The organism is Polyangium jinanense (assembly GCF_028435265.1).
Taxonomy (GTDB): Bacteria; Myxococcota_A; Polyangia; order Polyangiales; family Polyangiaceae; genus Polyangium; species Polyangium jinanense.
Genome location: NZ_JAGTJK010000002.1, coordinates 73028 through 98025 on the forward strand (window position 1 = coordinate 73028; position 24998 = coordinate 98025).

18 protein-coding genes are annotated in these 24998 nt (G+C 67.5%); 11 read left to right on the forward strand and 7 right to left on the reverse strand.

The window, feature by feature from the left end:
* Window positions 1–12 precede the first annotated feature (12 nt).
* The 5 genes from KEG38_RS04610 to KEG38_RS04630 all read right to left on the reverse strand — a co-directional run bounded on the left by KEG38_RS04610 (window position 13) and on the right by KEG38_RS04630 (window position 7674).
* A complete protein-coding gene (locus KEG38_RS04610; protein ID WP_272417788.1) occupies window positions 13–2097 on the reverse strand; it encodes a type VI secretion system Vgr family protein in 2085 nt (694 codons plus the stop codon).
* Between the two features lie 134 nt (window positions 2098–2231).
* Entirely contained in the window at window positions 2232–4340 is a 2109-nt protein-coding gene (locus KEG38_RS04615; protein ID WP_272417789.1) for a type VI secretion system Vgr family protein, read from the reverse strand.
* A gap of 18 nt (window positions 4341–4358) precedes the next feature.
* Window positions 4359–5216 carry a DUF4123 domain-containing protein gene (locus KEG38_RS04620; protein WP_272417790.1) on the reverse strand — a complete coding sequence of 286 codons (858 nt, stop codon included), beginning with the start codon at window positions 5214–5216 and terminating at the stop codon, window positions 4359–4361.
* Window positions 5213–5575, reverse strand: a complete 363-nt coding sequence (locus KEG38_RS04625; RefSeq protein WP_272417791.1) for a PAAR domain-containing protein — start codon at window positions 5573–5575, stop codon at window positions 5213–5215. Before KEG38_RS04625 ends, KEG38_RS04620 begins: the two co-directional genes overlap by 4 nt.
* 14 nt (window positions 5576–5589) lie before the next feature.
* Entirely contained in the window at window positions 5590–7674 is a 2085-nt protein-coding gene (locus KEG38_RS04630) for a type VI secretion system Vgr family protein (protein WP_272417792.1), read from the reverse strand.
* 98 nt (window positions 7675–7772) lie between these two features.
* Between KEG38_RS04630 and KEG38_RS04635 the strand changes: the two genes are divergently transcribed.
* Complete coding sequence (locus tag KEG38_RS04635; RefSeq protein WP_272417793.1) at window positions 7773–8993, forward strand: hypothetical protein; 1221 nt, start codon at window positions 7773–7775, stop codon at window positions 8991–8993.
* Window positions 8994–9000: 7 nt separating this feature from the next.
* Here KEG38_RS04635 and KEG38_RS04640 read toward each other — a convergent pair whose 3' ends face one another.
* Window positions 9001–9201, reverse strand: coding sequence for a hypothetical protein (locus KEG38_RS04640; protein ID WP_272417794.1), 201 nt, complete (start codon window positions 9199–9201; stop codon window positions 9001–9003).
* A 1086-nt stretch (window positions 9202–10287) separates the two neighbouring features.
* On the opposite strand from KEG38_RS04640, the gene KEG38_RS04645 reads away from it, so the two are divergent.
* From KEG38_RS04645 to KEG38_RS04660, 4 genes are all read left to right on the forward strand, one after another.
* Window positions 10288–10596: a hypothetical protein gene (locus tag KEG38_RS04645; protein ID WP_272417796.1), complete on the forward strand. Its 309-nt coding sequence runs from the start codon at window positions 10288–10290 to the stop codon at window positions 10594–10596.
* A 135-nt stretch (window positions 10597–10731) separates the two neighbouring features.
* Window positions 10732–13719, forward strand: coding sequence for a hypothetical protein (locus KEG38_RS04650; protein WP_272417797.1), 2988 nt, complete (start codon window positions 10732–10734; stop codon window positions 13717–13719).
* Between the two features lie 95 nt (window positions 13720–13814).
* Window positions 13815–14327, forward strand: coding sequence for a hypothetical protein (locus tag KEG38_RS04655; RefSeq protein ID WP_272417799.1), 513 nt, complete (start codon window positions 13815–13817; stop codon window positions 14325–14327).
* 133 nt (window positions 14328–14460) lie between these two features.
* A complete protein-coding gene (locus tag KEG38_RS04660) occupies window positions 14461–15843 on the forward strand; it encodes an STAS domain-containing protein (protein ID WP_272417800.1) in 1383 nt (460 codons plus the stop codon).
* A 38-nt stretch (window positions 15844–15881) separates the two neighbouring features.
* Here the strand turns inward: KEG38_RS04660 and uvrC are convergent, their stop codons facing one another.
* Window positions 15882–18026 (reverse strand): excinuclease ABC subunit UvrC, encoded by a 2145-nt coding sequence (gene uvrC / locus KEG38_RS04665; RefSeq protein WP_272417801.1) that lies wholly within the window; start codon window positions 18024–18026, stop codon window positions 15882–15884.
* Between the two features lie 93 nt (window positions 18027–18119).
* Here uvrC and KEG38_RS04670 point away from each other — a divergent pair, with 93 nt between their 5' ends.
* From KEG38_RS04670 to KEG38_RS04695, 6 genes are all read left to right on the forward strand, one after another.
* On the forward strand, window positions 18120–19394 hold the full coding sequence (locus KEG38_RS04670) for a S1C family serine protease (RefSeq protein ID WP_272417802.1): 1275 nt from the start codon (window positions 18120–18122) through the stop codon (window positions 19392–19394).
* 5 nt (window positions 19395–19399) lie between these two features.
* Entirely contained in the window at window positions 19400–20944 is a 1545-nt protein-coding gene (locus tag KEG38_RS04675; protein ID WP_272417804.1) for a substrate-binding domain-containing protein, read from the forward strand.
* Window positions 20945–20979: 35 nt separating this feature from the next.
* A complete protein-coding gene (locus tag KEG38_RS04680; protein WP_272417805.1) occupies window positions 20980–21372 on the forward strand; it encodes a hypothetical protein in 393 nt (130 codons plus the stop codon).
* Window positions 21365–22489, forward strand: coding sequence for a D-Ala-D-Ala carboxypeptidase family metallohydrolase (locus KEG38_RS55410; protein ID WP_272417806.1), 1125 nt, complete (start codon window positions 21365–21367; stop codon window positions 22487–22489). The genes KEG38_RS04680 and KEG38_RS55410 overlap by 8 nt, the downstream gene beginning before the upstream one ends.
* A 78-nt stretch (window positions 22490–22567) precedes the next feature.
* Window positions 22568–24013 carry a serine/threonine-protein kinase gene (locus KEG38_RS04690; protein ID WP_272417807.1) on the forward strand — a complete coding sequence of 482 codons (1446 nt, stop codon included), beginning with the start codon at window positions 22568–22570 and terminating at the stop codon, window positions 24011–24013.
* An 8-nt stretch (window positions 24014–24021) separates the two neighbouring features.
* Window positions 24022–24993: a hypothetical protein gene (locus tag KEG38_RS04695; protein ID WP_272417808.1), complete on the forward strand. Its 972-nt coding sequence runs from the start codon at window positions 24022–24024 to the stop codon at window positions 24991–24993.
* The last annotated feature ends 5 nt before the right edge of the window (window positions 24994–24998 follow it).

The window sequence follows — 24998 nt, forward strand, 5'->3', positions numbered from 1 at the left end:
TCGTGGCTCCTTTTATTGCGCGATGAGCGTCTTGCTCACGTCGTCGACGACCGCCTCGATCGCCTCGTCCGGCTTCTCCGGCGACGCGCCCGAGCCCTGGCCCGCCGCGCCGCCGCTGTTGATGTAGACCTTCGTGCCGCGGATCGTGACGCCGCTGCCGTCGATGCGGATGAACCCGCCCGGGCCCTTCAGCGTGAGATCCTCGGCCTCGATCACGAGCGCCGTGCCCGCCTTGATGTGGAGCTCCTTCGACACCGCGAGCGCGTGGTTCTCGCCGATGAGCTCGTGCCGATCGCCCTTCACTTCGAGCGACTGATTGCCCTCGATGCGCTGGTTGCGCTTGCCCTGCACGTGCAGGTGGCTGTTGCCCTCGACGCGCTCGCGTTTGTCCTGCTTGATGACGATGTCCTGGTCCTTGCCGACGAACACCTTTACGAAGCCGATCGTCTTGTCCTGCTCGTCGTTCGAGACGAGCTTCTGCCGATCGTGGCCGATCGTGATCGTCTCGTCGTTCTTGACGAGCCTGCGCCGGTTCTTTTGCGCCTGCTCCCAGACGAGCTCCTGGCCCTTGAGATCCTCGAACATGATCTCGTTGAAGCCGTTGCCGCCGAGCGACGTATCGCTCTTCCACGTCGAGCGCGTCTTGTTGTCCGGCAGCTTGTACGGTACGGCCTGCTTCGCGTTGTAGACGCGGCCCACGATGATCGGCTGATCCGGATCGCCGTCGAGGAAGCCGACCATCACCTCGTGCCCGATGCGCGGGATCACGATCATGCCGTACCCCGTGCCCGCCCAGCCCTGGCTCACGCGGATCCAGCAGGAGCTATTGTCGTCGTTTTTCCCCTCGCGATCCCAGGGGAACTGCACGCGCACACGGCCGAACTCGTCGGTGTGGATCTCCTGGCCGGATGGACCCACCACGACCGCGCTCTGCACGCCCTCGACCTTCGGCTTCGACGTCTTCTGCTGCGGCCTGTAGGGCGCGTCCGTGAACACGGCTTGCCCCGACATGCTCCACTCCTCGCCTGGCGTGCCCTCGACCGTGAACTCCGTCACGAGCAGGCGTTTGTCGTCGCCGAGCTCGGCGTGCGGGTGTTTGTCGACGGAGAAGATTTGCCCCGGCCAGAGATCGATCGTGTTCGTCTCGAAGGCGATCGTGCGCTTGTCCGCGCGCGTGCCACCGAGCATGCGGTCCGCGCGGTCCTTGCCGAACCCTTGATCGTACCGCGCCGTGCCCTTGTCGTCCGCGGTCGGCGTGCCGCCGCCGCCCTTGCCGTTCTCGACGAGCGTGGCGCCCGGCTGATAATGATACTGCTCGTACTTGGCCTCGGGGCCCTCGGCCTTCGGCGACTCGCCGAAGAGCGCGAACATCGGATTGCGGAAATCGTAGTCGCGAATCGTGTGCGCGCCCGGCCGGACGAGGTGCGTGAGGCGGACCTTCGAGAGGTACTCCTTCTCGGACTCGCGGTTCGGGTTGTCCACGTAGGGCAGGGCGCCGCCGGGCCGCGCGGGGTTCGCTTCGAGGCGATCACTCAGCGTGAGCTTCGAGCCCTTCGCGTCGTCGTCCGGGAACGTGTACGAGATGCCCGCCTCTTCGAGCAGGCGGCTCACGAAGGCGAAATCGGTCTCGCCGTACTGCACCTTGTACTCAAGCTTCGGGTAGCGGCCCCGATCGATCTCCCACTTCGACTCGACGTTCCACTCGCCGAGCAGACGATCGACGATGTCGGGGATCGAGAGGTGCTGGTAGATGCGATACCCGCGCCGCTGCGTGAGCAGCCACAAGGTCGGCACGATGCGGAGCGAATACGTCGACAGCTCCTTGCCTTGGCCGCCCGGCTGCACCGCGTGCACCTGCTCGATCGAGCTCACCACGCCCGTCCAGAGCCGCGCGCCGCCGAGGCGCGCGTACTGCCAGCCGCTCACGACGCGGAGGCTCGCTGGCTGCCCGACGATCGCTTCGAGATCGATCGAAGGGCTCTCCGAACGCGCCATCACGTTCACGCTGAACAAGCTCGAGACGCTCTCTTGCACCGAGAAGTGGCGCACCGACAACGACGTCTCACCACTAGCGAACGATAGCTCCAAGATCGGCATGGAAGCCGCCTCCTCGACGTGACGTGACCGCCAGGACCAATGCGCGTACTGTCCGAATTTTGGCACCGGCACCCTAAACCGGCTTCGCGGTCGGGCTCAAGATCAAAATGGGCGCAAAAGCGTGTCGCTCTGCGTCAATGCTGGCAGCTCGCCTCTTCTTCGTCGCCGAGCTGGCCGGACCCTTCGCCGAGGCCCTCGTCGAGCTTGGGGCCCGTCTGCTCGCCGAACGCGGGCGCCTCGGCCTTCGCGCCGCGGCCCTTGCCGGGGGATCCGCGCTCGTTGATCCACACCATCGTGCCCGAAATGGTAATGCCGCCCCCGTCAATACGGAGGAAGCCGCCGGGCCCCTTCACGGTCGCGTCACCGCCACCCTCGCCGACCCAGTTTTCGCCGGCCACGTGGTGCACGTCGCTCCCCGCGCGCAGCGCAAGGCTTCCATTGACCTTCTCCTGAAGGTCTTTTTTCACCGTCAGTGAATGCTTGCCTGTGACTTCCTCACGTCGGCTGCCTTTCACCACGAGGTGAGCGTTTTTCTCGATCCACTCGTGCTTGTTCGTTTTCGTGACCGCATCGAGATTCTTACCGACCCAAAGCTTTTGGTTGCCCTCGATACGCTCGTTCTCGTCGTTCTTCACGAGCTTCGTCCGGTCGTGAACGATCGTGGCGAACTCGTCGTTTTCGACCTTGCGCCGGCGGTCTTTTTGCGCCTGTTGCCAGACGAGCTCCTTCTCGGCGAGGTCCTCGAACATGATCTCGTTGAAGCCGCCGCCGCCGAGCGAGGTGTCGCTCTTCCACGTGCTGCGCGTCTTGTGCTGCGGCAGCTTGTACGGGACCTGCTGGATGGCATTGAAGACGCGGCCGACCACCTCGGGCTGATCGGGGTCGCCTTCGAGGAAGACGACGAGCACCTCCTGGCCGACGCGCGGGAGGTTCAGCATTCCATACCCGAGCCCGCCCCAGCCCTGGTTCACGTGGATCCAGCAAGAGCTGTCGTCGTCGCGTTTGCCCTCGCGATCCCAGGGGAACTGGACGCGGACGCGGCCGTATTCGTCGGTGTGGATCTCCTGGCCCGCGGGGCCGACGACGGTCGCGCTCTGCACGCCGTGGAGGAGCGGCTTCGGGGTCTTCTTCGGCGGGCGGTATTTGTAATCGGTGAAGAAGGCGCGCGCGCTCATCTCGAACTCACCCGTGTCGGAGCCCGAGAGCTTGCTCTCGACGACGACGAGCGAGCGGCCCTCGGGTAGCTCGGGGTGCGGGTGGCGCGCGATCGAGAAGACGACGCCGGGCGAGAGGTCGAGCGTGTTGCCTTCGACGGTGACGTCGCGGTGATCGGCGCGCGCGGCTTCGAGCGTGTGGCGGGCGAGGCCGTAGCCGTACGTATGATCGTGCCGGGCAAACCCCTTGTCGTCGGCGACGGGCGTGAAGCCGGCCTTGCCCGTCTCGACGAGGAAGGCGCCGGCATCGTAATGGTACTGCTCGAGGGGTTTTTCCACGCCGGTGTGCGGCGCGGCGAGCGCGGTGAGCTCGAGCTCGGGGTGGCGCGGGTCGTAATCACGATACGCGACGGCGCCGGGACGCACGACGCGGCCGATGCCCACGTTCTTGACGTATTCTTTTTCGGCCGCGGTGCTCGGGTTGTCGACGTACGGAATGGGCGGGCCTTTGCGCTTCGGGCCCGCTTCGAGCGCGTCGCTGAAGACGAGCCGGCCGCCGTCCTCGAAGACGAACGCGACGCCGGCCTCTTCCAGGAGGCGCGAGACGAAGTCGTAATCGGTCTCGGCGTACTGGACCTTGAACTCGAGCTTGGGATACGCGCCGCCGTCGATGCGCCACTCGCCGCTGATTCCGAATTCGCCGAGGACACGCTTGACGATGTCCGGGATCGAGAGGTGCTGGAAGATGCGATTGCCGCGGCGCTGGGTCAAAAGCCAGAGGTCGGGGACGATGCAGAGGACGTAGGTCGAGAGTCCATCCTCGGCGCTGACCTCCTGCAAAGCTTCGACCTGCTCCGCATAGGAGACGATGCCCGCGAGCGCGCGCGTGCCGCCGCCTGCGACGTGCTCGTAGCCAGCTTGCAAGCGGAAGGAGGCGGGCTTTCCGACAATGGAGGAGAAGTCGAGGCTATGGTCGCGCGAGCGGACGAGGAGCGTGACCGTGAAGAGCTCGGAGACGCCCTCATCCATGGAGAAATGACGGACGAAGAGCTCGTGTTCTCCGGCGACCTTCAAATCCAGGATGGCCATCGCAAAACTCCCAGTGCGTCAGCGCGGCAGGCGGAGGAGCGAGAGGTCCTTGCCCTCGACGAAGATGTCCCCGAGCGTGCCGTAAAGCTCGGTTCGTTGCGCGGCATTGCACGTCGGCCAGAAGACCCGCGCGACCCCGGGGTCGTAGAAACGGAAATAGACCTGCTCCCCGGTTTCGTCGAGCTCGACCATCAAGAAGCGCCGGAAATGGCGGCGCACCTCGACGAACTTCTCGTCGCTCGTGCAATAGATGCCCCAGCGCTTGCCGAAGCCCTCGCGCACGAGGCGATCGAGCAACGCGGAGTCGCGGCGCATCGGGCCCACGAGGTACGGCGCGACGTCCTCGAACGTCTCGCCCTGCGGACCGTCGTAAAGCGAGCGGTGCAGCTCGACGTGCTCGCGGACGAGGGCGAGGATGCGTCGATCCCGGGCCATGTCGAGGACGGCATAAAGAGGCTTGTCCCCGGCGAGCGAGCGCAGGGAGAAGAGCGCCTGTTCGGCCGCGAGGACACGCGCCTGTTCCCGCGCGAGCTCGTCCTCTTCGAGGAAGTCTACCGGCGGATTCGTCTTGCCCTCGACGTAGACCATGAAATCGGTCTCGCCCGCTTGAATCCAGCCGCCGTGCGGGACCTCGCCTTGCTCGACGGCCTGCCCGCCGAGGCGTGTGCCGCTCTGGCTGTGGAGGTCCCGCAAGGCGCAGCGCGCGCCGTCCCATTGCAGCTCGAAATGCGTGCCCGACATCTGCATGTCGTGCGCGATGACGAGGTCGGCGAGGTCGGTCCGGCCCACGCGCAAGCCGCGACCGGAATCGATCACGGTCTTCGTGCCGGCGAGCTTGCCATAACGCACCTCGACGATGAGCCGAGGCTCCGTCACGACCCGTCCCTCCCGGCCTTCTGCCGCGCCGCACGCTCGGCGGCCTTCTTGGCGCAGTCCTCGCAGAAAGGTTTGTCCGTCTGGAGGACTGCCATCGGATTGGAGCCGATGATCACGGTTGGGCAGCCCGACGCGATCGTGCCGCCGTGGTTCGTGGGGTCGCCTTTTCGCGCGGCGTCCTTTCCACCGATGATGACGGTGGGCTCGCCGGCCGAAATGGCCGCGCCGCAGGCCTCGGCGTCGCCGACGCGCGCCTGGGGCTGAAAGCCGACGATGACCGTGCCCTCGCCTTCCACGATGACGTTCGGCGGATGAATCCCGCAGTTGTGTCGATCCGTGATGCGCGCGGCAGGAGGCATCGCCCGGCTCCTTCCTATTGCCCGATCAGGGTCTTGCTCACGTCGTCCACGACCGCCTCGATCGCCTCGGCCGGCGCCTCGGGCGACGCGCCACGGCCTTCGCCGGGCGATCCGCCGCTGTTGATCCAGACCTTCTTGCCGCGGATCGTGACGCCGCCCGAATCGATGCGGATGAACCCGCCGGGGCCCTTCAGCGTGAGATCGCTGGCCGCCTCGATGACGATCGCCGATCCGGCCGCGACGTGGATGTCCTGCACGACCGCGAGCGCGTGGTTTTTCCCAACGACCTCGTGCCGGTCGCCCTGCACCACGAACGAGCGGTTGCCCTCGATGGCCGTGCTCTGCTTGCCCCACACGGCCAGGTGATCGTCACCCTCGACGCGCTCGCGTTTGTCCTGCTTGACGACGACGTCCTGGTCCTTGCCGACGTAGATCTTGAGGTTGCCGAGCGTCTTTTCCTGCTCGTCGTTCTGCACGAGCTTCTGACGATCGTGGCCGATCGTGATCGTCTCGTCGTTCTTGACGAGCCTGCGCCGGTTCTTCTGCGCGTGCTCCCAGACGAGCTCCTGATCCTTGAGATCCTCGAACATGATCTCGTTGAAGCCGTCGCCGCCCTGCGAGGTGTTCGTCTTCCACGCCGAGCGCGTCTTGTTCTCGGGCAGCTTGTACGGGACGGCCTGCTTCGCGTTGTAGACGCGGCCCACGACGATCGGCTGATCCGGATCGCCGTCGAGGAAGCCAACGAGGACCTCCTGCCCGACGCGCGGGATCACGATCATGCCGTACCCCGTGCCCGCCCAGCCCTGGCTCACGCGGATCCAGCACGAGCTGTCGTCGTCGTTCTGGCCGTCGCGATCCCAGGGGAACTGTACGCGCACGCGGCCGAACTCGTCGGTGTGGATCTCCTGGCCCGAAGGCCCGACCACACGCGCGCTCTGCACGCCCTCGACCTTGGGCTTCGGCGTCTTCTGCTGCGGCCTGTAGGGCGCGTCCGTGAACACGGCTTGCCCCGACATGTGCCACTCCTCGCCCGGCGTGCCGTCGACGGAGAAGCGCGTCACGAGCAGGCGCGTCTCGTCGCCGAGCAGCGCGTGCGGGTGCTTGTCGATGCGGAAGATCTGGCCCGGCCAGAGGTCGATCGTGTTCGTCTCGAACGAGGCCGCGCGCCGGTCGCTCCGCGCCCCGCCGAGCATCCGCGCCGCACGATCCTTGCCGTGCGACTCGACGTACCGCGCCGTGCCCTTGTCGTCCGCGACCGGCGTGCCGCCGCCCTTGCCGCCTTCGATCAGCGTGGCGCCGGGCTGGTAATGGTACTGCTCGTACTTGGCCTCGTTGCCTTCGGCGTTCTGGGCGTCGCCGAGGAGCGCGTAGCTCGGGTTGCGGAAATCGTAGTCGCGAATCACGTGCGCGCCGGGGCGCACGGCCTGCGAGAGGCGGACCTTGGAGACGTACTCTTTCTCGGACTCGCGGTTCGGGTTGTCGACGTACGGAAGCGCCGGGCCCGGGCGGAGCGGGTTCGCTTCGAGGCTGTCGCCGAGCGTGAGCTTCGAGCCCTTCGCGTCGTCGTCGGGGAACGTGTACGAGATGCCCGCTTCTTCGAGCAGGCGGCTCACGAACGCGAAGTCGCTCTCGCCGTACTGGACCTTGTACTCGAGCTTGGGATAACGGCCGCGATCGACGGCCCAGGTGCGCTCGAGGCTCCACTCGTCGAGGACACGATCGACGATGTCGGGGATGGAGAGGTGCTGGAAGATCTTGTAGTTGCGGCGCTGGGTGAGGAGCCACAACGTGGGGACGATCGTGAGCGAATAGGTGGAGAGCTCCTTGCCCTGTCCCCCGGGCTGGACGGCGTGCACCTGCTCGATCGAGTTGACGATGCCCGACCAGAGGCGAGCGCCGCCGAGGCGGGCGTAGAGCCAGCCGCTGACGACGCGCAGGCTCGCGGGCTTGCCGATGATCGCTTCGAGGTCGATGCCGGGGCTCTCGGACCGAGCCATCACGGACACGGTGAACAAGCTCGAGACGGCCTCCTGCACCGCGAAGTGGCGCACGGACAAGGACGTCTCTCCACACGCGAACGAAAGCTCGAGAATCGGCATGAAAGCCGCCTCCTGGGGGGCCATGACTCTAAAGCGGCCCTTTCCTGGAAGACAAGCGTAAACTGCGACGCGGCTCGCGGCGGCGTCGCTCGGGCCACGTGGATGTGGTATCCACGAGCGTGCCCTCGTTCCTCGAGCGCTACGTCGATCCGGTGCCCATTCGATCGCGCAGCGCGTACAACGTCGTCGCAGCGAGGCGCGCGGACGATGGCGGGCGCTGCACGGTGGTGCTCCCTGGAGCATCCGCGAATCCGAGGCGGATCGGCGAGGCGCTCGCCGAGGTGGAGCGCACGCACGCGCTTCTCGATCACCCGCGGATCCCGAAGGTCGCCTTTCGCGGCGAGGCGCAGGGGACGCCATTCCTCGAGCTCGCCTGCGACGCTGTCGTCGACGGTCAGGACGTGGTGCGGGCGATGGCCGATTCAACGCAAAAAATCCCCTATGGCGCGGCCGACGGGTTCATCGTGGGGCTGCGCACGGCGATGCAGGCCGCGCACGCGCAGCGTGACCCGCGCACGGGCGGGCCGATCTGCCTCGGCCGCATTTCTACAGGCAATGTGCTGTTCAACGCCGAGGGCCGTTTCTTCCTCGTAGGATTCGGCAGGAACTTCCCGGTCGAGAAGGACGACGGGACGAGCGACGGCACCCTCACGCCGTATCAAGCGCCCGAGCTCGCAATGCAGGGGAGCGCGTCGCCGATGGGCGATTACGTGGCGCTCGTGCTTTTCATGCGCTCGCTGATGCCTTACGTGGACATCTCGGACGCCGTGGGTCGCATCGTGCGGGGCGAGCTCCAGCCGTCGGACGCGGAGCTCGTCGATTGCTTGCGCTGGGTGGAGCAACGCGTGCTCGGCGAGCTGCCAGCGCTCAGGGCGAGCATGGAGGAGGCGATCGAGGTGGCCGACCGCATCCGCGCCTGCGTGGGCGCCGTGCCGGAGCCGGAGGCCTTCGAGGCGCACGTCGCCGCGCTGATCGGGCGGGGCGGAGCGCGGACGGGCGCGGAGCTCATGCTCACGCTCGGACAGGACGCGGCCTGGGTGGCGGGATCGGATGGAGAGCGGCGCCGGCTCGGCCGGGCGCAGCGGCGCATTTTGCTGGCGCTCGTGGAGAAGCAAAAGGCGGGGTCGGGCGAGCCGCTCACGATGTGGGAGCTGCTCGAAGCGGGGTGGCCCGGCGAGCGGCCGAGCTTCGAGGTGGGCGCGAACCGGGTGTACGTGGCGCTCACCCGGCTCAGGCATTTCGGGCTGCGTGAGGTGATCGAGCGATTCGAGGACGGCTATCGGCTGGCGCCGAAGGCCATGGTGCGCGTCGTCGATTGAGGCGCCGTCAAGGCGCGGGCTCTTTCACCACCGGCTCGGGGTCGAGCGGATCGACGGGATCTAGCGTGCCCGTCCCCGGGTCCGTGGCGGCCGCCGGCGGGCATCTCGGGGGCTGGTCGCCGCCGGCGCCGCTCCATCCGCACGATTTGCACTGCACCCAGCCGATCGAGCCGTAAGGTCCCTTGATTGCTTCCACGTCGTGAGCCATGGGGCATTCTCCTTCGAGGTCCGGTGAACCTCTCTCGAAAGGATCGATATCACCCTGCGGCTCGGTGGTGTCCTTACAGGTCCTTTCAATCGAACGATACGCACCTTACCCGTGGGATTGGGGCGGGGGTGGGGTCGGTGTTTCGTGAGGCGAGGGGCGGGTATGGCGGGGAGGGATTGGGCGTCGGGGGCAGGTTTGAGCGGGGTGGATGGGAGGAGGGATCAGGCTGGATTGGGGAGCTGGTGGATGTCGGTGCGGAGAGGAGTGGGCGTGGGGGTGAGGGAAAGGGGTCTCGGGGGGAAGAGGGGCGGGACTGGGGGCGGCGGTAGGTGAGGGGGTCGAGGGGAGAGGTGCGAGAGGTCACGGGGGGAGGCGTGGACATGTCCGGGCGAATTCGGACAGTTTTGGGAGATGGTTCGGAGTGGATGCGCGGCCAGGTGACAGTGGGTCGCGGGGGGGTGCGACTGTCTTGGAGGTGTGGTGCGACTGTCTTGGAGGTGTGGTGCGACTGTCTTGGAGGTGTGGTGCGACTGTCTTGGAGGTGTGGTGCGACTGGTGCGCGACGTCCCCCGAACACGCGCGCACGGTCCGGCGGACGGAGCGACAAGGAAGCCCCCGCCGGTCCGGTCATCGACGCGCCGCCGAGCGAACCCATGTAGCCCTGCGTGCCCGGCAGGCTTTGCCGGGGAGGGGGAGGCATGGGTCGAGGTGGCAAGCGCTGGTTCCATCCGGCGCGGATGAATGACCTCGGCGCTAGAGTACGCGCACAATGAAGCACTCGCCCCAGGAGTTGATCGAGCTCGCTCGCCAGTACTATCCCGGAATCGGCATCTCGCCTAGCGAGCGCGAATATAGGCAGACAGCGGAACATCGACGGCTGATCGAACGGCGCAGACAGGCCATCACAGGCGCGGAATACGAGGTCTGGCGCGGCCTGCTCCGCCGCCTCCGGGACCGGTTTCCGGAATGCGACGTAGAGAACGCGTTCCCGCATTTTTGGGGGGGGGACCGGTAGGGGCTCACGTGGGGGGCATCCGTCTCCCCACGTGAGCCCGGGACGTTGGTTTTCACTCGCTCGCCTTCGGGGTGAGCTTTCTCGTACCCTACTACGTCCTTCATAGCTATCGCTATCTCTTCTTCGACGAGCCGGACGGCCACGGCAATCTCTTCCCACCGGCGGAGCGGCGTATCGAGCTCACACCCGAGGAGCAACCCTATGCGGATGGGATCGCACAGGAAATCGCAGTCGCGTATCCCGGGTACGAGCTCATGCCGCCCGAAATCGGTCATGTCGTCGTTCCGGACGTTCAACACCCGTCGAAATGGGCAGGTGAGGCCACGATCTACGATTGCCTGATCGACGAGCTGACGCTCCCACCCAAAAAGGACGCATGAGCTGATCAGCCCACGCTGCAGCCTTCGCGCAAGGCTGTTCTTGACGTTCGGGTGCAGTTTGTCTTACCTACGCCAAGCGTCGCCGTAACCCGCGGTCCGACCCCGGCCCCTTCGCCCCACCCCCCATCGAAAACCATGCTCACTGCCCGCCAGATCGAAGAGATTGCCTTGCGGTTCCTCCCGTTCGAGCACGACGGGGTCACCTTCGGGTTCAGGAGCCTTTTTTATCAAGACAAGTCGCCATACGACGACATCGAGATCGAAGGCGATACCCTCACCCTGACCTACATGCTCGTGATAAGAATGCCCGATGGCAGCATCTCCGACGTCATGGAGTTTGCGAGGACGTACGACCTGACGAAGTTCACCGAGGAGCGCTGGGTGGCCTATCTGGAGGGCTTCCAGCGGGCGTTCCCCTCCCTCGAGCACGACCCCGGCGTGGCGCGTGAGGAGGCGTTCGACGATCCGGCGAACGTGACGGCGGACGATTTCAAGCGGGCGTTCCTGACGCCTGATCCCGAGGACGAGGACGACCGGACGTTCCTCGAGAAGACCGAGGAGGGCTACCAGGCCTTCCTGCTCCGGGCGCGGCCCAAGGGCAAAGAAGACGCCCAGCGCCGGCGCGCCGAAGCCGTCGACCAATGCATGGCTCGCCACGCGGAGGTGGCGGCCCGGGTCGAGCAGACCTACGGACTTCTCCTGCCCAAGCATGCGGCGCTGACCTGGGCTTTTTTCTCGAGCCTCTCCGCGTCCGAGTGGAAGGCGCCTCGCCGGCTCCTCAGCATCAACCCTTACACGCTGTCCTCGGGGGTGCTCGGCCTCTATTCGGAGGCCGGTTTCCGGCGGCCGCTCAAGGAGGGCTTCGATCCGCGGATGCACTTCGTCGCTCCGGCCTTCCCGCCGGAGGCCCTGACCATGTTTTGCGGGGACTTCAGCGCATTTGCGCTCTTCTATGACGATCCGGCCTACCTTCCCAGCGGCGCGGTCGTCTACGACATGGAAGACAAGTCCCGCTGGATTGGAGAGACCTTTTTCGATTTCTTCCGGGACTGGGCAAGGCAGCTCGTCACGTACCCCGCGTTTCTGAGGGATGATGACGGGGAGATCGACGAAAACACGTTCTTCAGCGTCCGCTTGTTCCTGGAGGCGATCGAGGAGTTCGAAGAATACATGGAGCAGGTCCGCGAAGAAGACCGCGCCCGGATGCGCTGGCCTTACAGCGAACGCACGCAGATGGCGGAGCATGGTTCGGGGGTCGGCATTTGCACCGACCAAGGGGACGGCGCGGGCTTCGAGATTCCGTCGGACATCCATGCCGCCGAATCCCAGGAGGCCGTCACGCAGGCGGTCGCGCGCGCCAGGCAGCTCCTCGCGGAAGGAGATCCGCGATATGCATTGGCGCTCGGCCGGGAGCTCCATTGCGCCTGCGGCGTCCCGGATCGGCAGAACTTCTCCACCCTCTGGCAGGCCGAGGCGCTTTCGTTGATGGTGGCCGCGTACGAGGCCCTCGGGCGAGGCGCGCTCGCGCGCAAGGCGGAGGTCCACCACGCGAATCGTGGGATCTTCATGAAGGACGCCTACAAGGACGCAGATCCCGCCACCGAGCCGCTGGGGCTCGAGTTTGCCGTGTCGCTTGCGGGAGACTACTTTCCCTTCCTGATCCAGCGCGGCGAATACAAGCTGGGATTCGAGACCGCGGACGGACAGGCCGCGGATCCGAGCGACTGTATCCAGCTCCAGGATGGAATCCTTACCATGACCCTGGCCTTCACCCACACGGATCCCGAGGACGATTCGGCCGTGGGGTTCTTCGTTACCGCGCAGTACGACGTGAAGAACGTCTCCGTGCAGCGCTTTCACTCGTTCCTCGCCGGGTGGCAGAAGGGGTTCCCGGACATCGCGAGGCGCTGGAAGCCGTGCATCGACCGCCTTCGAGCGGAGGAAGACGCGGGTCAGGAGGTCATCGACGCGATGGACATCCGTGACATGTGGAGCGACTACGCGCTGGCCAATGAAGCGAATACCACCGAGGAGGACTTCGCGTGGGCCATCCGGGACGGTCTCCAGAACGGCGGCAGAAACAAGGAGCAGCAATACAGGGCCTATCTGGAGGCCGAGCACCCTTCGGACGCGGAGCAGGACGAGCGTCGCTGGGCCGCCGCGCTCGAAACGGCCCTTTTGCGCTTCCCGGCGGTCGCGGCGCGGGTGGAGAAGACGTACGGGTTCCGCTTGCCCAAACATGTCGCGCTCGCGTGGGCCTATTTCTCGAGCCTGCAGGAATCCGAGGCGCGTGGTTTCCGGGAGCTGTTCAGCGTCGATCCCGCGGGCGTGATGGAGCTATTCGAAGACGGCGGGCTCGATCGAAAGGTCAAGGAGGGCTTCGACGAGCGACTGCACCAGGTCCAGCCGTGCGATGCCCCCGAGTGCCTGCTCGTCGCGGCAGCCGGCTCCGACCATCGGCTCGCCCTGGTGTACGACGATCCGTCCTGTACGCCGAGCGGCTTGATGCTCGTCGATAATAGCTTGCACTTCCAGGTTTGGCGCGGGGAGACGCTGCTGGACCAGATCCGCGCGTGGGCGAACGGCGTCCTCGAAGACAAGGTGGGCGCATTCCACTGCCGAAAGGACCAGATGCTCCTGGCGCGGCGGCTGCTCGAGGTGCTGGATGGGTTCGCGGAGCACGAAGCGCGAATTCGACGGGAGGACCGCGCCGCCATGCGCTGGTCCTACGAGGAGCGGAGCGCGGTGGGCCCTAAGATGGGTCTCTTTGGCATCTGGACCGACCAGGGAGATGCCCAAGGAATGGAGCTCGAAGGCGCGCTGACGAAGTACCAGGATGCGGCGGACGAGGTCCAGGCAAAGCTGCCGAGCTGGATTGCGCGCGCCAAGCGAGAGCTCGCGGACGGAGATCCTCGTTATGCGCTGACGCTCGGGCGGGAATTACACGCCTCCTATCCCTGGCCGCCCCAGGACGAGCGCCCCCCGCTTTGGCAAGCCGAGGCCCTGGAACTGATGGTCGCAGGGTATGAGGCCCTCGGGCGGCACGCCCTGGCGCGTCGGGTGGAGGCCCACCACGCCCATCGGTCCCTGTTCGACGAGAGCGCGTTCGAGGCGGACGGCTGAACCTCACCCGGAGCGCGATCCGAGCATCGACGCGACGCCGAGCGGACCCATGTAGCCCTCGCGTGCCCGGCAGGTTCTGCCGGGGAGGAGGAGACATGGTTCGAGCTGGCAATCCCTGGTTTGCGTGGATGGTCGCGGCCTTTTGTGCAGCGATTCCTGCGATTGCGCAGGCGGCTTCGGAGGATGTCCCGGAGGACACGGAAGGGGTCGCGGAAGCGGAAAGTCCGATCGTGTGGATCGGCGGCGTCTCGGAGGCAGAATTCCCCTTCATCACCGTCGTGGCCGACGGCGGGACGGAGCAAGCCGGCGGATGGCAAGCCGCCGGCACCACGCTGCGCTTCGTGGATGGTCGGGGTATTTTCTTCTCGAATGCCTGGTCTTGCCAGGTCTTCGTCTGGATGCCGATCCGGCACGCGGTTCACGGGGTGATCACGCCGCAGAAGGCCGCGCAGGTGACCGCCGCAGCCTCGAGCAGCGCGTCCACGCTCGTGATGCATCGAAGGCCGCACTGGATCCGTGCGTCCTTCTGTTCGGATTTTGCGACCGAGCTGGAAACGCAACTGAACACGCAAATGACGGGGCTCGGCGCCAAAGCGTCGGCACGTTGACGCCCAAAACCTGGGTCGCGGGTGACGACGCCTGGTATTCGTCAATGCGTTGACGATTCGTGCCGCGGCGAAGCCCGGGCGAGAGCGTGATCTCTGTTGCAGCGCTTCGTGCCGCTCGGATACGTTCGTTTTCATGAATGGCTCTTCCGAGGGGGGATCCGTGGAGGCGCTATCCCGGCGCATCGCCGCGCTGGAGGAGCTGGTCGTTCAGCAGGAGCGAACCATCGAGGCCCTGCGCGCCAAGGAGGCGCTGCTCGAACGCATGGGGGAGGAGCGGCGCGTCATGATCGCCGCCCTCGAGTGCTGCACGGATTTCGTGGGTATCGCCTCGCTCGAGGGGGAGGCCATTTTCGTCAATTCGGCCGGCCGCAAGCTCGTGGGGCTCGAGAGCGCGGAAGCGGTGCAGGGCACCGTGATGCCCGATTACGTGATGCCGGAAGAAATCCCCCGGCTGATAAACGAGATCGTCCCCATTCTCATGACCGAAGGCCGCTGGGAGGGCGAGCTCAGGTTCCGGCACATGCCCACGGGCGAGCCCGTCGCCGTCTATTACAGCGCGTATCTCGTCCACCACCCCGAGACGGGGGCGCCGCTCGCCCTGGCCACGGTCACGCGCGACCTGCGGGCGTCGAAGCGGGAGGCCGAGGAGCGGCAGCGGCTTTTGGAGCAGCAATCGGAGGCGGCCGCGGCATTGCGCCACGGGCAGGCGCGCATGGAGAGCCTCGACGAGGAGCGCCAGCAGATGATCGCCGCCGTGGAAGCCTGCGCCGATTTCATCGGCATCTGCACGCTGGACGGCCGCACGATCTACTGCAACGCGGCCGGCCGCAGGCTGATCGGATTCGACGTCGACGCGGACATGCGAGGCTTCGACGTCACGAAGGTGCTCACGCCGGAGGCCACCCGCTATTTCGTGCAGCAAATCGTTCCGGTGATCCTGGAGACGGGGGGCTGGGAGGGGGAGCTCGAATTCAGGCACCTCGTGACGGGCGAGGCCTTCCCCACGCAATACAACGCGTTCCTCATCAAGGACCAGCAGACGGGACAGCCGATCGGTATCGGGGCGGTCACGCGTGATTTACGGGCGGCAAAACGGGCGGAGGAGGAGCGGCAGCAGCTCGCGGAAGAGATCATCCGGGCGCAGGCGGCCATGCTGGCGGAGCTTTCGACGCCCCTCATCCCCATCAGCGATCACGCGGTCGTGATGCCGCTCATCGGTACGGTGGACGAGGCGCGCGCCGAGCGTGTGCTCGATAGCTTGCTTTCGGGCGTGGCGGCGCGGGGCGCGAAGGTGGCGATCCTCGATATCACGGGCGTGGCGACCGTCGACGCCGCGGTGGCCGAGGCGCTGCTACGCGCCGCCAAGGCGGTGCGGCTGCTCGGCGCCGAGGTGGTGCTCACGGGGATTCGCGCCGAGGTGGCCCAGGCGCTCATCGGTCTCGGCGTGGATCTCGGCAACATCGTCACGCGCAGCACGCTCCAGAGTGGGATTGCGTTCGCCATGCGGCGCGTGTAGGGCTCTCTGAGCCGTTCTCGATCGTGCGAACGGCTCGCCTAAGCTTCGTCCTTGCGGTCTTCTGCGGGCGTAGCCTCTGCGGCAGCCGGCCCTGGCGCAGGCTCCACCACCGCCCCCGGCGCCGCAATCACCTTCCGGATCGCCGTCAAATGCCGCTTCGTCACGCCCGTCACGGCGAGGATCTGCGCATCCGTCGCCGTGCGCAGCGCCGCCATCGAGCCGAGCTCGCGCAGGAGCGCCTTGCGCACGGCGTCGCCGAGCCCCGGGATGTCTTCGATCTCGGAGCGCAGTCGCCGCGCTTTGCCGAGCTTTTCGCGAATATGGTTCGCGAACCGGTGCGCCTCGTCGCGTGCACGCGCCAGGAAGAACAGTGACGAGCTGCCCGGCCGGAGCAAGATGCCGTTTTTCTGGCCAGGCAAATACACGCGGTCGACCATCTTCTCGCCGATCACGCTCTCCCGCTCCTTTGCGAGGCCCACGATCGGCAAGTCGTGCAGGCCCAGATCGCGCGCCGCCGAGAGCGCGACATTGAGCTGGCCCCGGCCGCCGTCGACCACGAAAAGGTCCGGCAAATCCCAGTCGGCTTCGGCCTTCTTTCCCGACGACGGCGGCGGCGGCTCCGAGGGCGTCTCCGTCCGTGCCTCGTCGATCACCTCCGCGGCCGCATCGAGCTCCGTCCCCGGCTCCGCAATCGCGGAAGCCTCCGACGCGAGCTCCGCCTCCGCCGCCGCTTCGGCAGCCAGTTCCGCGGCCAGCTCCGCCTCCTTGACCTCCTTCGCCGTGCGGCCGCGCCGGAAGCGGCGGGCGAGGACCTCGTACATCGCGGCGTAATCGTCGCCCTCGGTCTTCGTGCGCACCCGGAAGCTTCTGTAATGCTTGCGGTCGGGCTGGCCGTCCTTGAGCGAGACGATCGAGCCGACGGTGTCGCCGCCGCCGAGATGCGAGATGTCGCAACACTCAATGCGCCGCGGGAGCGCGGGCAAACGAAGGCGCTCGCGCAGGTCGTCGAGCCGCGCCTCGATGTCGTCCGAGGCGCGCTGCTTTTCCTTGAATGCGTGCTCGGCATTCTCGCGCGCCATCGCGAGGAGCTCGACCCGCGGGCCGCGCTGCGGCACGACGAGCGCGACCTTGCGGCCCCGGCGATCGCCGAGCCATTCCGAGACACCCTCGGCGCCGTCCGGCAAGACAGGCAGGAGGATCTCGTCCGGGATGACGTCGACCGGGACCTCGGCCTCGTCGCCGTAGTATTGCGTGAGGAAATTGCCGAGGATCTCTTCGTCGGGCAGCTCGACGCCGCGCAGGGAGAACGAGACCGTGTCGGCGACGCGGCCGCTTCGGACCTTGATGAGCTCGACCTCGGCGATCGAGCCCTCGCGGTAGAGGCCGACGACGTCCTGGTCGACGTCCTTCACGGAGACGACGCGTTGCGATTCACGCGCGCTCTCGACGGCCTTGAGCTGGTCGCGGTAGATCGCAGCGCGCTCGAACTCCATGGCGCGCGCCGCTTCCTTCATGCGTTTTTCGAGCTCGCCCGTGAGCTCGTCGTGGCGACCTTCGAGGAAGAGCGAGACGGAGCGGACCTGCTCGGCGTATTCGTCGCGGTCGACCTCGTAGACGCACGGCGCGGGGCAACGCTTGATCTGGTACTGCAAGCAGGGCCTGCGCCGCGAGGCCATGTCGAGGTCGGTGCAGGTGCGGAGCTTCCAGTGCTTGTTGACGAGGTGGAGCGTGCGGCGCGCGCTCGTCGCCGAGTGGAAGGGGCCGAAGTAACGGGCGCCGTCGGGCGAGGGGCGGCGCACGGTCTCGAGGCGCGGCCAGGGGTTTTTCGTGTCGATGCGCAGGCAGAGGAAGTCCTTGTCGTCCCGGAGCTTCACGTTGAAGCGCGGCTTGTGCTTCTTGATGAGCTCGTTCTCGAGGACGGCCGCTTCCTTCTCCGTGGAGGTGACGACGGTCTCCAGGTCCCGCACGATCTTGCGCAGGATCGGGATGAAGTACCGCGAGTCGCTGCCACCCTCCTGGAAGTAGCTGCGGACGCGCGAGCGCAGGCTCTTCGCCTTGCCCACGTAGATCGCGGCGCCGGTCTTGTCGTAGAAGAGGTAACAGCCGGGTTTTACGGGGAGCGTGTCGAGCTTCGCGAGGACGGGATCGGTCTCGGGCTCGGGAGCACGTGCGTCGTCGGACACGTCCTTCGTCTAGCGCCGGATCGGCGCTCCTAGCAAGCTCTGGCTTGACGCGACGCCGAACCGAGAGCGACGCTCCTCCCCGCGAAAGCGTCCATGCCCAGCCCCAAACCTACGCCCAAGCCAGCACCCAGGCCCACGCTGAGCCAGCCTTCGGCAGGCTTTCGTGTCGCGCTGGTCCTCCTCAAGATCGTCGCGATCGTCTGGGGGTTCGTCGCCACCCTGGTCTCACTCATGGCCGCGGTCGGCGCGTTGACGGAGAACGGTTATGCCCGGGCGCTCATCGCGCTCGCCGTGACCGTGATCGTGCCGCTCGGGATCGCCGACAGGCTGCTGCCCGAAGGAGAAACCAAGGGCGGGGCGAGCGTCGTTTCCGACGTGCTCGCGATCTTCCTGCTCGGCGTGTCGCTCGCGTTCACGGGCGCCGCGAAGTTCACCGGGTCGCTCTACGTGAAGGAAGGCGATCGTCTCGCCGCCTCGGGCTACAAGACGCTCGCGCAGGTCGCGTACCTGCTCGGCGGCGTAAAGCCCGCGTTCCCGGAGCCCGTGCCTGCGCCCGCGCCCGCAGCGGACGCGGCCACGGATGCCGGCGCGGACGCGGAAGCCGCAGCGGATGCAGGCGCAGCAACGGACGCGGCGGCGGTGACGCCCGCGGCCACGGACGCAGGCGTGGCGGTCGATGCGAGCGCGCCCGTGGACGCCGGCGCGACGGGGAAGGCCGACAAGACGCCCGCCGAGCTCTTCCGTGATCTCTCGCCGTCGGTGGTGACGATCTTCGTGAAGAAGGGCGAGGCGCAGGGCGGCGGGACCGGGTTCTTGATCGACGAGGCCGGAGTCGTCGTGACGAACCACCACGTGATCGACGGCGCCGGGTCGGCGCGGCTCAAGTTCGAGAACGGCGCGACCTACGCCGACATCCAGGTGCTCGTGGACAACCGCGAGGCGGACCTCGCGCTGCTCGCGATCGAGATCAAGAAGCCGCTCGAAGGCGGCACGCCGCCGAGCGCGAAAGTGCTCGACCTCGGCGACTCGGACAAGATCGTGGTCGGCGAGAGGGCGATCGCGATCGGCAATCCGCTAGGGCTCGAGCACACGCTGACCGACGGGCTCGTGTCGGCGCGTCGGCTTCACGAGGGGCGGCAGTGGATCCAGATCTCGGTGCCGATTTCCCCGGGAAACTCGGGCGGACCGCTGTTCAACATGCGCGGTGAGGTGATCGGGATCAACACGGCCCAGTTCGGTGGGGCCTTCGCAGGGGCGCAGAACCTGAACCTCGCCGTGCCGGTGAACGAGCTCAAGCGCCTCGTCAAATCGAGCTACCCCGGGCGGCGCAAGCTCGGCGATCCGAGCGCCTCCTCCAGCCAGTGGTGAGTCCATTGCGCCAGAAAATCGTCTTCGTCTTGCTCATCTGCCTCCTCGGAGGGTTCGGCGCGATCTTCGTGACGCGGAGCCGCGCACCCCACACAGCGCCGCCGCCGCCGAAAGGCGAGGCCGCCGATGCCGCGCTGCCCGTCCCGAGCGGGAGCGCGAGCGCAGGCCCCGGGACGAGCGCCGTCGCGAGCGCGGGGCCTGTGCCAGGCACGAGCGCGAGCGCAGGCCCGGTGCCCGTGGCGAACGGGAGCTCGAGCGCAGGCGCGCCGCCGGTCGATGCGAAGCCGCAGGCGCTGCTCGATCGGCCGCTGAAGGTGGTGTCGCTCGGCTGGGAGCTCGCAGCGCCGGGGATGCTCGCGAACGAGGGACAAACGCCGGGGCCGAAGAGCGTGTTCACGGCCGCGGGGCTCGACGTGCGGATCTCCGTGTCGGACGCGATGAGCGCGGTCGAGGAGGCGCTCGCGCGCGGCGGCGGCGACGAGAACGGCGCGGACGTGGCCGTGGTGCCGCTGCCGACGTTCATCGCGGCCTACGAGCGGCTGCGGGCGCTCTCGCCCGAGGTGTTTTTCGTGGCCGGGTTTTCCCGCGGGCGTGAGGCGTTCGCGGCGAAGGACGGTTTGCCCTCGGGGCCCGTGAAGGGCGACGTGACGCTCGTGGGTACGCCGGGCGCACCGTCGACGTTCGTGGGGCTCTTCTTGCTCGACGTGGCGGGCGTGCCGTCCGCGAACGTGAAGGTCGTGGCGCCGGGAAGCCACGACGAAAAAGAGGCTGGGTTCGTCGCGTTCGATCGGACGGAGATGGGCGCGGACGGGGCCGCGGGACGCAAGATCGTGCTGACGACGGCGGACGCGCCGCGGCTCGTTCCGCTCGTGGCCGTGGCGCCGCGTGGGCTCGTCGCCGACAAGGAGCGCGCGCTCGTGGCGCTCGCGAAGGGCCTGCTCGAGGGCCAGAAGAAGCTCGCGACGGATCCGCCGGGCGGGGCGCGGATCGTGGCCGCGGCGAAGGGCGCGCCGGAGCCGCTCACGCTCTTGCGACGGCTCGGGGACGTCGCGCCGGCGTCGATCGGGGACAACGCGCGGATGGCGGGATTGTCGGGGCGCGGGGCGCTCACGTTGACGACTTTGTTCCAGCGATCGTGGCAGCTCTATCGCGGGGCTTCGGTGCTCGCGACGCCGCCGCCGGAGGCGCCGCCGATCGCGACGAACGTGATCGCGGCGCTCGCGCGGTCGGGCGCGCTGCCCGGCGGTGACGCGAAGGCCGAGGCGGGCAAGGGCAAGCTGGAAGAGGGCGCGAAGCCGCTCGTCGTGTTCCGTCAGGAAAAACTCGACGAGGAGGCGCTGATCGACACGATCGGGCTGCTCGCGGCGGTGTTCGAGCGGAGCGTGGTGCGCGTGTCCGTGACGAGCGGGGCAGGCGTGGACGGGGCGAAGACGAAGAAGGTGATCGAGGCGGCGGCGGGTCGCTTCGATCTCGAGAGCGGAAAGCTCGTGGCACCGAAGAAGGCGGGTGCGAAGGGGGCGGCGGTGGTGGAGGTGATGGCGCTGCCGTAGTGGGGCGCCGTGATTTCGGAGGCTGTGGCCGGGCCATGTTGAGAATCCTTCGCGAACAGGTCGATGCGCTGCGCCAGGCGGAGCTCGAAGAGTACCGGGAGCGCGTGCTCGCGCAGATCCAAGGGATTTTTCCGGCGGAATGGTCGAGGCTCGGCGAGGAGGGATGCGCCGCGCTCGTCGATCGGGCGCTCGGGCGCGCGGCGCGTCACGGGTGCAAGTCGGAGCAGGACGTGTTCCGCTACGTGTCGCTGATGCTGGTGCTCGGGCCCGATTTCGAGGAAGATCCGGCGCTGCCCTGGGTGCGCGAGATTCTCGAAGACCCGGAGGCGAGCGGGTGGCAGAAGGTGAGCGCATTGATGGACCGGGCCATCGCGTGGCTGCGCGAGCGCGACGCGCCAAAGGCTTCCGAGGAGGTGGGTCGTGAGTGAAGGCGATGTGCCCATTCCGCGGCCGCGGCCGGAGCGGCCGGAGGACCAGACCGCAACGGCCAACCAGCTAGAGAACGCGAACCAGGCCGCGTCGAACATGCCCGCGTCCGAGGCCGGCGCGGCGTGCGCGGATTGCCCGGCGGGCTTCAAGCTCGAATACAAGAGCCGCTACACGGAAGCCGGGCAGAAGGACAAGACGCCGAACCGGTACACGAAAGAGGTGTGGGTGCCGGCGAAGGAGTTCATCTTCCTGATCGGGCAGGATCGGAAGCTGACGGTCCGGACAAACCCGCCGATGGCCGACGCGGAGTGGGAGGTGAAACCCATCGGGAGTCACAGCGGGACGCCGACGCCGAACAAGGGCAAGGGCGCGGAGTTCACGTGGGTCCCGAAGGTGACGGCGTCGCAGCGGCCCGTGGGCGGCTCGAAGTCGCCGAACAAGCCGGTAGGCTACGAGATCACGGTGAAGCTGACGCGGGGGCGGTCGACGACGTACACGGAGAAGATCGAGCAGGACGTGCGCGACATCATCCGGCAGGAGTACGTCGATTATCGTTCGCTGGCGGCGAAGAAGACGTCGCTGCACGTGCCGTATCGGGACCAGATCGTGACGGCGCCGCGGGAGGAGTTCCTCAACAACAACAACTACGCGTCGCACCGCGTGGTGCTGAACTCCGGAATGCTGGAGCTGCTCCAGGCCGTCGAGGCGGAGTATGGGGAGCGGGTGACGGTGAACAGCTCGTGGCGGTGCCCGCAACGCAACAAGGCGGTCGGGGGCGTGCCGAACTCGAATCACCAGCACGGCGGCGCGATCGACATGGCGCCCGGCAATTACAACAGCACGCGGGGGACGCAGGCAGGTCGGACCGCGATCCTGAACCTCTACCGGGCCGCGCTGCGGGCGAAGGAGACCGCGGGCGGGCGGATGGTGCTGCTCGAAAAGGGGACGAAGGCGCTGCAAACGGGCAATACGGATCTGCCGCTGCCGAACGCGAAGAACCCCGACGAGAACAACGACGGGCTCCGCGACAACGACACGACGTCGGTCGGCAAATTGAACATCGCGTCGCACGTGCACATCGACAAGGAACCACCGGGGGGCGGGAACGACGATTAGCCGGCCGTGACGAGCCCCGCGAAGGGCTCGTGATCTGGAGGACTTCCAGAGATCGGGGCCCTCGTGTACCCTGGTCGGATGGCATCCGAGCGCGGCCGTTACGACAAGCTTGCCGAGATCGCGTCCGGCGGCATGGCCACGGTCTACCTCGCGCGTGCCCACGGCCTCGGCGGGTTCGAACGGCTCGTCGCCGTGAAGGAGATGCATCCGCATCTCGCCAAGGAGCCGGAGTTCGTCGCGATGTTCCTCGACGAAGCCCGGCTCGCCGCGCAGATCCGGCACCCGAACGTGGTCGCGACCCTGGACGTGACCGAGAACGAGGAGGGCTCGCTCTCGCTCGTGATGGAATACGTCGAGGGGCCGAGCCTGCAGCAGATCCTGCGGCGCGCCGTTCGTCAACACGATCGCGTGCCGATCGACCTCGGGCTCCGGCTCTTCCTCGACGCACTCTCGGGCCTCGAGGCCGCGCACGAGCTCACGGACGAGAGCGGCACGCCGCTGCACATCGTGCATCGTGATGTGTCCCCGCAAAACATTCTCGTGAGCACGGATGGGATTGCCAAGCTCACGGATTTCGGGGTCGCGCGCGCCGATTCACGGCTTTCGAGCACGCGCACGGGGACGGTGAAGGGGAAGGTGCCGTACATGGCGCCCGAGCAGATTCGCTCGAAGTCGCTCGATCGGCGCACGGACGTGTATGCGGCGGGGGCGGTGCTGTGGGAGATGCTCGCGTGCCGGCGGCTCGTGCAGGGCGATAGCGAGGTCGCGATGATGTACCAGATCACCGAGGGCGTGGCTGTCTCGCCACGCGAGGTGATTCCGGAGGTGCCCGAGGGCGTTGCGCGCGCTTGCTTGAAGGCATTGGAGAAAAACCCGGACCAGCGATACCCGAGCGCCGCCGAATTCGCCGAGGCGCTGGAGGCGTCCGCGCGCGCGGAAGGGGTCGTGGTTGCGAATCACCGCGCGGTGGCGGCGTATGTCCGGGCGATCAACGTGCACCGCGCGCCGTCGGCGCTCGCCCCGGAGGGCCGGCGCTCGGTGATATCCGGCCTTTCGAGCGTGACGGGCTCGGGGTCGGGGCCGGCGAGCAAGGAGGCGCCGCTGTCCCCGCCCGCGACGCCGGCGCGCACGGCGCTCACGAGCACGCGGGATGCGGACGTCGAGGCGTCGAAGAAGAGGTCGTTCCGGGGGGTTTTCATTTCAGTGGGCGCGGTGGCGGTGGCGGCGCTCGCGTTGTTCGTGTGGATCCGGTATGGAAAGCCGCCCACGGACGCGAATGGGCCGAACGAGCGGCCGGCCGCGCAGGGCGCGCCGGTCGAGACGCAAGCGCCGCCCGCGACGACGGCCGCGGTGCCGCCGCCGGCCGCGTCTGCCACGGCGTCCGCGGCGACGTCGGCGAATGCGGCGCCCGCGGAGGTGGTGCAGCCCGCGGTGGCGAAGCCCGCGGCGCCTCCTTCGACGGCCACGACGAGCCGAACGGCAAAACCTCCGGTGAAGGGGGGCTATCGCCCCCGGGAGTTATGACGGGTTTCATGCGACGTTTTCTCGCTTCATTCGTGGTGGCGGCCCAGCTCACGATTTCGAGCGCGCCCGCGTTCGCCGAGCCGACCACCGCATCCCCGGCCGCGGCGCAGAAGGCGTTCGACGCGGGGCAGGATCTATTCGACAAGGGCCGGCACGAGGAGGCGATCGCCAAGTTTCGCGAGGCCTACTCCATCACGAAGAGCCCGAATGCACGATTGATGGTCGCACGCGCGCTCCTCGCGCTGGGCAAGGTCGTCGAGGCGTACGAAGAGCTCGCGGCCACGCGGATCGAGGCGGCGACACTCGCCGAGCAGCAACCAAAATACGAGCGGGCCCGCGACAGCGCGGCCGCCGACCTCGCGGCGCTCGAGCCCAAGGTGGCGAAGGTGATCGTGGCGCTCGCGCAGCCCGAGGGCGCGCGCGTGACCCTCAATGGCACGGAGCTGTCCGCCGAGCGGCTCGGCGTGGCCATCGTGGTGCTGCCGGGCAAGGTGGTGGTGGACGTCGAGCCGGCGAAAGGCGCGCCCATGCACCGCGAGGAGGTCGTGGTCGGCGGGCAGACGAAGACGATCTTCGTGGCCCCGGGCGCCGAGGCGCAAAAGACCGAGCCGAGCGCGCCCGCGCCCGCAGAATCGACGACGGGCGGCGGGGTGCGGATCGCCGGATACGTGGTCGCAGGGCTCGGCGTGGTGGGGCTCGGGGTGTTTGGCGTGACGACCGCCATGGCGCAGAGCAAGTATGATGGGCTCGTCGCCGATTGCGGGGGCAATCGGTGCACGGATCCGCGCTATGCGGACGTGATCGACGAGGGAAAACGGCTCGATACGATCGCGCTCGGCTCGCTCGTGGGCGGCGCGGTGGGCGTGGCAGCGGGCGCGCTGATGATTGCGCTCGGCGGGCCAAAAGCGGCGAAGAAGGCGGACGCGAGGGTGATGGTCGGGCCCGCGGGCGCGTTCGTCGAGGTGGGCGGGGCGTTCTGAGCCGG